This window comes from Homoserinimonas sp., from assembly GCF_056262345.1.
This window is the reverse complement of the sequence record NZ_JBACFR010000065.1, coordinates 1-8,335: the sequence shown is the minus strand read 5'-3', so window position 1 is coordinate 8,335 and position 8,335 is coordinate 1. Positions and strand designations below refer to the sequence as shown.

Below are 8,335 nucleotides of genomic sequence, written 5' to 3'. Positions count from 1 at the left end.
GGCTGATCTCGCAGAGCATCTTCGTTCTCGGCACGCTCTGCCCGTGGTGCATGGTCACCTGGGCTGTGACGATTCCCGTCTTCTGGCTGTGCTGGGCGGAGCTACTGAGACGCTCACCGCGGCCCCGGCTGGCCACCGCCGCTGGAGCCGTGTTGGGGTGGATCCCGCTGCTCACCGTGGCGAGCTACCTTGTGGTGGCGATCATCGCCCAGCTGAGGCTGGACGTGATCGCCTACCTATAGGCGGGTCAGGAGAACCAGAGGGCCAGTTCGCGCGCTGCCGACTCAGGCGAGTCGCTGCCGTGCACGAGGTTCTGCTGAACCTTGACGCCCCAGTCGCGACCAAGGTCACCGCGGATCGTGCCGGGTGCAGCGGTCGTCGGGTCTGTTGTGCCGGCGAGCGAACGGAATCCCTCGATCACTCGATTGCCTGCAACGCGGATCGCAACAACGGGGCCGCTCTCCATGAACTCTACGAGGGGCTCATAGAACGGCTTGCCCTGGTGCTCCGCGTAGTGTTCCGCGAGAAGTGAACGATCGGCCTGAACGAATCGGATGTCAACGAGCTGGTATCCCTTGGCCTCGATGCGGCGAAGGACCTCACCGGTGAGTCCGCGGGCGACGCCATCCGGCTTAACAAGCACGAGAGTTTCTTCAATGTCGTTGGACACGGTTTCTCCTTAGTTGGTGGTGGGGGTAAAGAAGGCGGCGTTGCGACGGTCGAGCCTGCGACCGACGACGAAACAGTACGTCCAGATCGCGACAAAGATCACGCCCGTCACAAAAAGCGCCGGGTGCACGAATCCGAGAAAGATCAGGGCAGCCTGAAGCGCCCAGCCAACCCAGAGTGCCCACTCGTGACGCAGCATCCCGGATGTGAGCAGCAGCAGGATGGCGAAGACCGCCCCGCCGCCGAAGGCCACGCCGACGGGCAGAAGCTTGAGCGCAAACACGGTGAGGGTGACAAAAAAGATCAGAACGGCTTCGAGGCCGAGCACGATCGAGAGAAGGCTCTCGGTGGCTCCACGCCTGCGCTTGACGGCGCTCACGGTTTCCACCCCTCTTCGCTAGCGATATCGATGGCCTCGCCCACGAGGGTGATCGACCCCGTGACTACCACGGCGCGCTTGGGTTGCTCGGCGGCCCAAGCCCGGGCCGCAGCGAGGGCCTCAGAAGCCTCGTCGTACTCCCACGTCGAGTCGCTGTCGGCGATCTCCTTAACGATGTACGCGAGGTCGTCCGATGACACCGCGCGATCGGATGCCGACTGGGTCACATAGAACCGGGTCGCCTTCGGTGCCAGAGCCGAGATGATGCCCTCGGCGTCTTTGTCCTCAAGCACACCGACGACAAAAGCGATCTCATCAAAATCGAAGAACTCCTCCAGAGCGCGAGTCAGGCTCTGCGCACCGTGCGGATTGTGGGCTGCATCAACGATCACCGTCGGGTCGATGCCGACGAGTTCGAGCCTGCCGGGCGAGGTTGCCGTGGCGAACGCCTCCTCAACGACATCAAGCGGAAGCGCCTGTGTTCCGTCGCCGAAGAATGCTTCGACCGCCGCAACGGCCACCGCAGCGTTCTGGGCCTGGTGAGCACCGTAGAGCGGGAGAAAGACGTCGCCGTAGGTTGAGGAGCGTCCCCGAACGGAGACGAGCTGGCCGCCGACCGCCATCGTGCCGGCGGCGACATCGAAGCCGTCTCCCTGGCGGACAATGGTCGCCCCGAGGGAATCGACTTTGGCAGAAAGCTCGGCTGCAGCGGCGGGGTCCTGCGCCGCCGTGACGACGACACTGCCTTCCTTGATAATGCCAGCCTTGGTACGCGCGATCTCGGCGATCGTCGAGCCGAGACGATGAACGTGGTCCAGCGCGATGGGCGTGAACACCGCAACATCGGCCGTGGCAATGTTCGTGGAGTCCCATTCCCCGCCCATTCCGGTCTCAAGAACGACCACATCGACGGGAGCGTCGGCAAACGCGGCGAAAGCCAGCAGCGTGAACGTCTCAAAATAGGTGAGAGGCGCCTCGCCCTCCTGCGCAAGCGCAGCATCCGTCATGGTCACATACGGCTCGATGTCGCTCCACGCCGCGATGAAGGCCTCGTTGCTGATGGGCTCACCGTCGATCATGATGCGCTCGTTTACGCGCGACAGGTGCGGGCTCGTGAGCAGTCCCGTGCGCAAACCGTGCGCCCTCAGAAGGCTGTCGATAATGCGGCTCGTGCTGGTCTTGCCGTTGGTTCCGGCAATGTGAATGACCGGGCTTGCCGCTTGCGGGTCGCCGAGGAGGGCGGCAGCACGCCGCGTCGGCTCAAGACGGGGCCGCGGCGACGACTCCCCCACGCGCGAAAGCAGCTGCGCATAAACCTGATCGGCTCTCGGCTGAAGGAGAGCGTCGTCGCTGAGTTCGGGGTCGTCAGACAGCTTCTTGTTGCGTGGTGAATTCTCAGACATCGATCGATGCTCCTTGCTGTGATCCCTCGATGCGAGCGACATCGATGACGATGTCCCCCGTGTTGGCGTACTTGCCTGCCGGCACGGTGGCGCGGTGGGCGCCTACAGAGCCGGCGAGTTCAGCGCCTGGTCCGGCGGCGACGCCCGTAGCCACCGCGAGAGTCTCCTCCGCGATGATCTCGATAAAGCTTTCGACCGCAGCAGCCTCTTCCTCCGACGCAAAGAACAGGTCGAGACGGATGCGGTCGCTCACGTCGAGACCAGCGGCCTTGCGGGTGTCTTGCACGGCGCGAATGATGTCACGGGCCAGCCCCTCGGCCTCAAGCTCCGGCGTGGTCGCAGTATCGAGAAGCACGAAGCCTCCCGAGGCGAGAAAGCTGATCGCGCTCGATTCATCGGCTGCGGTCAACTCGAGCTCGAACTCTGAGGGCAGGAGTTCAAGGCCTCCGACGATGACGTTGTCCCCGTTGGCGACCCAGTCCCCGCGCTTTGCTGCGGGGATAACCTGCTGCACGGCCTTGCCGATGCGCGGCCCAGCCGCACGAGCGTTGACCGTGAGCTTGCGCTCGATGCCGTACTCGCCCAGGCTGCCCTCCACGAGCGGCTGCAGGTTGACCCGCTTCACGTTGAGTTCGTCGCGCAGGATGTCGCTGAATGCCGCCAGTCGCTCGCTGTCTTCGCTCACTACCGTGAGGCTTGCCAATGGCAGACGAACTCTCTTGCCCGTCGACTTGCGAAGGGCAAGACCAGCGGATGCGATCTCCCTCACCCGATCCATGGTGCTCGCGAGGTCGTCGTCCTCGGGGAAGGCTTCGGCATCCGGCCAGTCGAGAAGATGCACGCTGCGCCCTCCGGTCAGCCCCTTCCAGACCCGTTCCGTGACCAACGGCGCCAGTGGCGCGGCAAGACGCGTGAGGGTCTCCAGCACGGTAAAGAGCGTGTCGAAGGCATCGCGCCACTCGGCCCCACCCTTGTCGCCCGCCCAGAAGCGGTCGCGACTGCGACGCACATACCAATTGGTGAGGACATCGGCGAAGTCGCGCAGAGACTGGGCAGCAAGCGGGGAATCGAGCGCGTCCAGATGGGCCGTCACGTCGATGATGAGTTGACGCATCTTGGCCAACAGATAGCGGTCGAGAACGTTCGTGGAGTCGGTGCGCCACGACGCAACGTAGCCGCCCTCCTGGGCTGCATTGGCGTAGAGGCTGAAGAAGTAATAGCTGTTCCAGAGCGGCAGCAAGAACTGCCGCACACCCTCCCGGATGCCCTCCTCGGTCACGATGAGGTTGCCACCGCGGATGACGGACGACGACATCAGGAACCAGCGCATCGCATCCGCGCCATCGCGGTCGAAGACCTCGTTGACGTCGGGATAGTTGCGCAGCGACTTGGACATCTTCTGGCCGTCGTTGCCGAGCACGATGCCATGGCTGATCACGTTCTTGAACGCGGGACGGTCAAAGAGCGCGGTCGACAGCACGTGCATCGTGTAGAACCAGCCGCGGGTCTGCCCGATGTACTCCACGATGAAGTCGGCGGGGCTGTGCGAGTCGAACCACTCGCGGTTCTCGAACGGATAGTGAACCTGCGCATAGGGCATCGAGCCCGAGTCAAACCACACGTCGAGCACGTCTTCGATGCGGCGCATCGTGGAGGTGCCCGTCGGGTCGTCGGGGTTGGGAGGCGTGAGGTCGTCGATGTACGGACGGTGCAGATCTACCTCGCCGTCGGAGTTGCGCGGCAACATTCCGAAATCGCGCTCAAGCTCCTCTAGCGAGCCGTAGACGTCGATACGGGGGTACTCGGGGTCGTCGCTCTTCCACACCGGAATGGGCGAGCCCCAGTAGCGGTTGCGCGAGATCGACCAGTCGCGGGCGCCGGCCATCCACTTGCCGAACTGACCGTGCTTGACGTTCTCGGGAACCCAGTTGATTTCTTCATTGAGGTCGACCGCACGGTCACGGAACTCCGGAACGCGGATGAACCAGCTCGAGACCGCCTTGTAAATGAGCGGCTGGCGGCAGCGCCAGCAGTGCGGATAGCTGTGCTCGTAGCTCTTCTGCTGCAGCAGACGCCCCTCGGCCCGAAGCAACTGCGTTAGCGGCTTGTTAGCGTCGAAGACCTGCATGCCTGCCACGGGCTCGACGCTCGGCAAAAAGCGCCCGCCGTCGTTGACAGAGATGACAACGGGGATTCCAGCGGCAGCACAGGTGATCTGGTCGTCCTCGCCGTAGGCAGGAGCCTGATGCACGATGCCCGTGCCCTCACCCGTCGCCACGTAGTCAGCGACAAGGATCTGCCACGCATTCTGCGTGCCGTAGGTTTCGGCATCCGCATAGAAGTCCCAGAGGCGGTCATATTGCACGCCTCCGAGTTCGGCGCCGCTGATCGTGCGGGAGATCGCGTCACGCGCAGCCTCTGCACTCTCGTAGCCCAGCTCTCTTGCATACGCGGCGACCGTGTCGCCCGCGAGAAGGTATTCGGCGACGCCCTCTTCTGCCCCGTCGCCTCCCCCGAGTGGTCCGCTCGGCACGACCGCATATTCGATCTCCGGCCCCACGGCCAGGGCCAGGTTGGTGGGCAAAGTCCACGGCGTCGTCGTCCAGGCCAGGGCCCTGACCGCGGTGAGGCCGAGCACTTCGGCCTTCTCTCCGACGAGCGGGAATGTCACGGTGACGGTCTGGTCCTGCCGCATCTTGTAGACATCGTCGTCCATGCGCAGTTCGTGGTTGGAGAGCGGAGTCTCGTCGTTCCAGCAATAGGGAAGAACGCGGAAGCCCTCGTAGGCAAGCCCCTTATCGTGGAGCTGCTTGAACGCCCAGATCACGGACTCCATAAAGCTCACATCGAGCGTCTTGTAGTCGTTCTCAAAGTCGACCCAGCGTGCCTGACGGGTCACATAGTTCTGCCACTCATCGGTGTACTTGAGCACTGAGGCACGGGCTGCGGCGTTGAAGGCGCCAATCCCCATCTCCTCGATCTCTTCTTTCTTGGTGATGCCTAACTGGCGCATCGCCTCGAGCTCCGCAGGCAGCCCGTGGGTGTCCCAACCGAATCGGCGCTGCACCTGCTTGCCGCGCATCGTCTGGTAGCGCGGAAACAGGTCCTTGGCGTAACCCGTGAGCAGGTGGCCGTAGTGCGGCAGTCCGTTGGCGAAGGGAGGGCCATCGTAGAAAACCCACTCCTCGCATCCCTCGCGCTGATCGATGGATGCCTGAAAGGTTCCATCGCCCTTCCAAAACGCCAAGATTCCCTGCTCGATCGCGGGGAGGCTCGGGCTCGGCGTGAGGGGCTCGGCGGGAGAACCGTCGGCGTCGGGGCGAGGGTAGGTCATTGGGTCTCCTGGGCAGTCATGACTCTGCACGAGGACGACGGATGATGAGAATCACCTGCCGCGGTACCACCCCGCTTGCCCTCTGCGTCACAGTGAACGCATCGAGCCGCTTGTTCCTTGGCGATGACGGGCCAGCCCCGTTCGGTTCTACTAGACGGGCATCCAGGATGCCCACCGTTCTTCCGAAAGCTCCCCGATGATGGTCGGATCACAGCCTGTGACATAAGGATACCGCGAGCGGGCTGGGCGCGAAATCGCTAGCCCTCTATGGTGTTTCGCATGAACTCGGCGCCCCGGGCCTCGGTCGAGTAATACCAGCCGTCGTTCGTGACCAAGTGCAACGCAACATCCCCCTCGTTTTCACGAAGTTCTGTGCCGCCTTCCGTGTCGACGACGACGTAGCCCTCGGCCACAATGCTCGCGATCACCTCGTCGCGCAGGCTTTCGGAGATGGGGTTCCAGGCGAAAACGACCGGTTCCGTCGCGGCTCCGACGAGTTCGCAGACGATGCCCCCGCGCTCCACGAGGATGGAGAGCGGAGGCTGCAACGAGGAGGTCGGCGCCGGCGATTCTGCATAAGCAGAGAAATCCGCGCCCGTGTACGCCTCAAAATCGGACGCGCCGACGCCGATGAGGTACTCGCACGCGTCGTTTTGCGCTGGCACGAAGTTGCTGTCGCCCGGCTTCGGGCTCGTCGCCGAAGGGCCGGGATCAGGGTCGGTCTGATCGACGCCCGTCTGCCCCGTGCAGCCCGCCAGGGCGGCCGCGCCGAGTGTTGCGACGGCAAACGCGAGGGCGACCCGACGGCGATTGCTCACCGGCGAATCCCGCCGCTGTGCTCTGGCATGCATAACGAACGACGCTATTGCACAGCCCGACAGGGTTCAAGTGGCGGGGTGCTCGATGACTCCAGCGAGCACAGCGGCGCCCGTTTCTGCGTCGTCAACCGTGACCACGAAGCGCTTGCCGCTGCGGCGCTCAACCTCGATCGCTGGCCCCTTGCGCATCACGACACCAGAGCGCCCCTGGGCATCCCAACGCCAGCCCCACCCGCCAAACTCGGCGGCGGGGTTGACCTCGACGACGCGCACGGCGACGATATCGGCCGCCGGGATGGTGGTCTTGGGGAACCCCGCCACGCTGCGCACGGTGAGCCCACGGTGATCGGCCGAGACCCTCCACCACGACATGCTCACCAACAACAGCGCCAGCACGAGAACGATGCCGACAACGAGGGGAAGCATCTTTGGCTCACTCGCGGATGCGACCACTCCTCCCGCCGCAATCGCGAGGATGGCAATGCACACGACGACGATGCCGCCCCGAGCCATGGAGAGCCCAGTCGACCAGGAGACGCGCTCGGTTGGCGCCGCGACGATGGGGGTTGGCTCGATACCGGCGACCGGGGTGCGATCAACGGGCGGGAGGATGAACCATGCCAGCCCCGCGAGCGCAAACCCGACGATGAATCCCAGCAGGAGGGCTGGCCCCGCGTCGGGAACATCATGCGCATCAGCGAAGCCCCGCTGAATCGCGAGCGATCCGCCGATGCCTATGGCGATAATGCTCGCTAGCCATGGACCCGTGACCGCTATGGCCTTCTGGTTCGCACTGAGCAATCCCGCATCCGTTGTCTTCCATGTCGAGGTGGCAGCAAAAACCGCGAACCCGACCGGGACAACAAACATGATGAACACCAGTTGCCAGGGACTGCCGAACCCGTCTGGGCCAGACCCGGACCAGTGAATTGCCGCCGGGTTGGGGACCTCGGGAATCCAGGATGCGGCGACGGCGGCGCCAATGAAGCCGACGAGAGCAGGGAAGACTCCGCCCACCAGGGTCGCTCGGATGCGGGTGTTGTGGATGCGACGGGCAAGGTCGGTGGTGCTATCCGGGGTCACTGGTAGGCCTCTCTGATGAGTGCGGCGAGCGCCGCGGGGGGAAGATCAAGTTTTTTCGCTTCGGCGACGGCCACGGCGATGGCAGCATTGAGGGCGTCGTAGCTGCGCGGGGATGCCACGATCACGGCGCCTCTGCCGCGTCTCAGCTCGATAAGGCCTTCGTCACGCAGCTCCTGGTAGGCCCGGAGAACCGTATGCACGTTGATAGCGAGCGATTCGGCGAGTTCGCGAGCTGATGGCAGCCGCTCCCCCGCTTTAGCTTCGCCCGAGATGACGGCAGCCCTAACCGCAGTGGAGAGCTGCTCGAAGAGCGGTGCCTCTGCGGAGGGATCGACACGAATGAGCATGCCGCCACTCTATTGTTCTAGTTGAGCTAGATCAAATCGACCACGCTTCTGTGGAGAATTCGCACGCACGCGCGGCGAAATTACTACGGTCACAGCATGCCTGCGCCCGCCGCCTCACGCTCTCGCCTGCTCGGCGTTATCGCCGCAACGGCTGCCGTGCTGACGCTCATCGGCTGCAGCTCGACACCGACTCCGCCCTCTAAACCATCCCAGTCCACCGCCCCACTCTTCTCCTCAGACGACGAAGCCCTCGCGGCAGCCGAAGCGGCGCTCACTGCCTACTGGGACATGAGCAACCTGAT

Annotated in this window: 8 protein-coding genes and 1 pseudogene; 2 read left to right on the top strand and 7 right to left on the bottom strand. The window is 64.0% G+C overall.

The genetic code is table 11. The features are described 5' to 3' along the window. On the top strand, positions 1 to 242 hold a 242-nt coding region (locus AC062T_RS03375), incomplete at its 5' end, for a vitamin K epoxide reductase family protein (protein ID WP_476027387.1). A gap of 5 nt (positions 243 to 247) precedes the next feature. On the opposite strand, the gene ndk is transcribed toward AC062T_RS03375, so the two are convergent. From ndk to AC062T_RS03340, 7 genes are all read right to left on the bottom strand, one after another. Then, on the bottom strand, positions 248 to 670 hold the full coding sequence (gene ndk / locus AC062T_RS03370; protein ID WP_476027385.1) for a nucleoside-diphosphate kinase: 423 nt from the start codon (positions 668 to 670) through the stop codon (positions 248 to 250). Positions 671 to 679: 9 nt separating this feature from the next. Further along, positions 680 to 1,057, bottom strand: coding sequence for a DUF4233 domain-containing protein (locus tag AC062T_RS03365; protein ID WP_476027383.1), 378 nt, complete (start codon positions 1,055 to 1,057; stop codon positions 680 to 682). Beyond that, entirely contained in the window at positions 1,045 to 2,451 is a 1,407-nt protein-coding gene (locus tag AC062T_RS03360; protein WP_476027381.1) for a bifunctional folylpolyglutamate synthase/dihydrofolate synthase, read from the bottom strand. Before AC062T_RS03360 ends, AC062T_RS03365 begins: the two co-directional genes overlap by 13 nt. Next, positions 2,444 to 5,785, bottom strand: coding sequence for an isoleucine--tRNA ligase (ileS, locus tag AC062T_RS03355; protein WP_476027379.1), 3,342 nt, complete (start codon positions 5,783 to 5,785; stop codon positions 2,444 to 2,446). Before ileS ends, AC062T_RS03360 begins: the two co-directional genes overlap by 8 nt. A gap of 257 nt (positions 5,786 to 6,042) precedes the next feature. Then, positions 6,043 to 6,603: a hypothetical protein gene (locus AC062T_RS03350; protein WP_476027378.1), complete on the bottom strand. Its 561-nt coding sequence runs from the start codon at positions 6,601 to 6,603 to the stop codon at positions 6,043 to 6,045. Between the two features lie 66 nt (positions 6,604 to 6,669). Further along, positions 6,670 to 7,686, bottom strand: a complete 1,017-nt coding sequence (locus tag AC062T_RS03345; protein ID WP_476027376.1) for a DUF1648 domain-containing protein — start codon at positions 7,684 to 7,686, stop codon at positions 6,670 to 6,672. Then, positions 7,683 to 8,033, bottom strand: coding sequence for a GntR family transcriptional regulator (locus tag AC062T_RS03340; protein ID WP_108516857.1), 351 nt, complete (start codon positions 8,031 to 8,033; stop codon positions 7,683 to 7,685). The genes AC062T_RS03345 and AC062T_RS03340 overlap by 4 nt, the downstream gene beginning before the upstream one ends. A gap of 96 nt (positions 8,034 to 8,129) precedes the next feature. On the opposite strand from AC062T_RS03340, the pseudogene AC062T_RS03335 reads away from it, so the two are divergent. Next, a pseudogene (locus AC062T_RS03335) lies at positions 8,130 to 8,335 on the top strand (hypothetical protein); the annotation flags it as partial.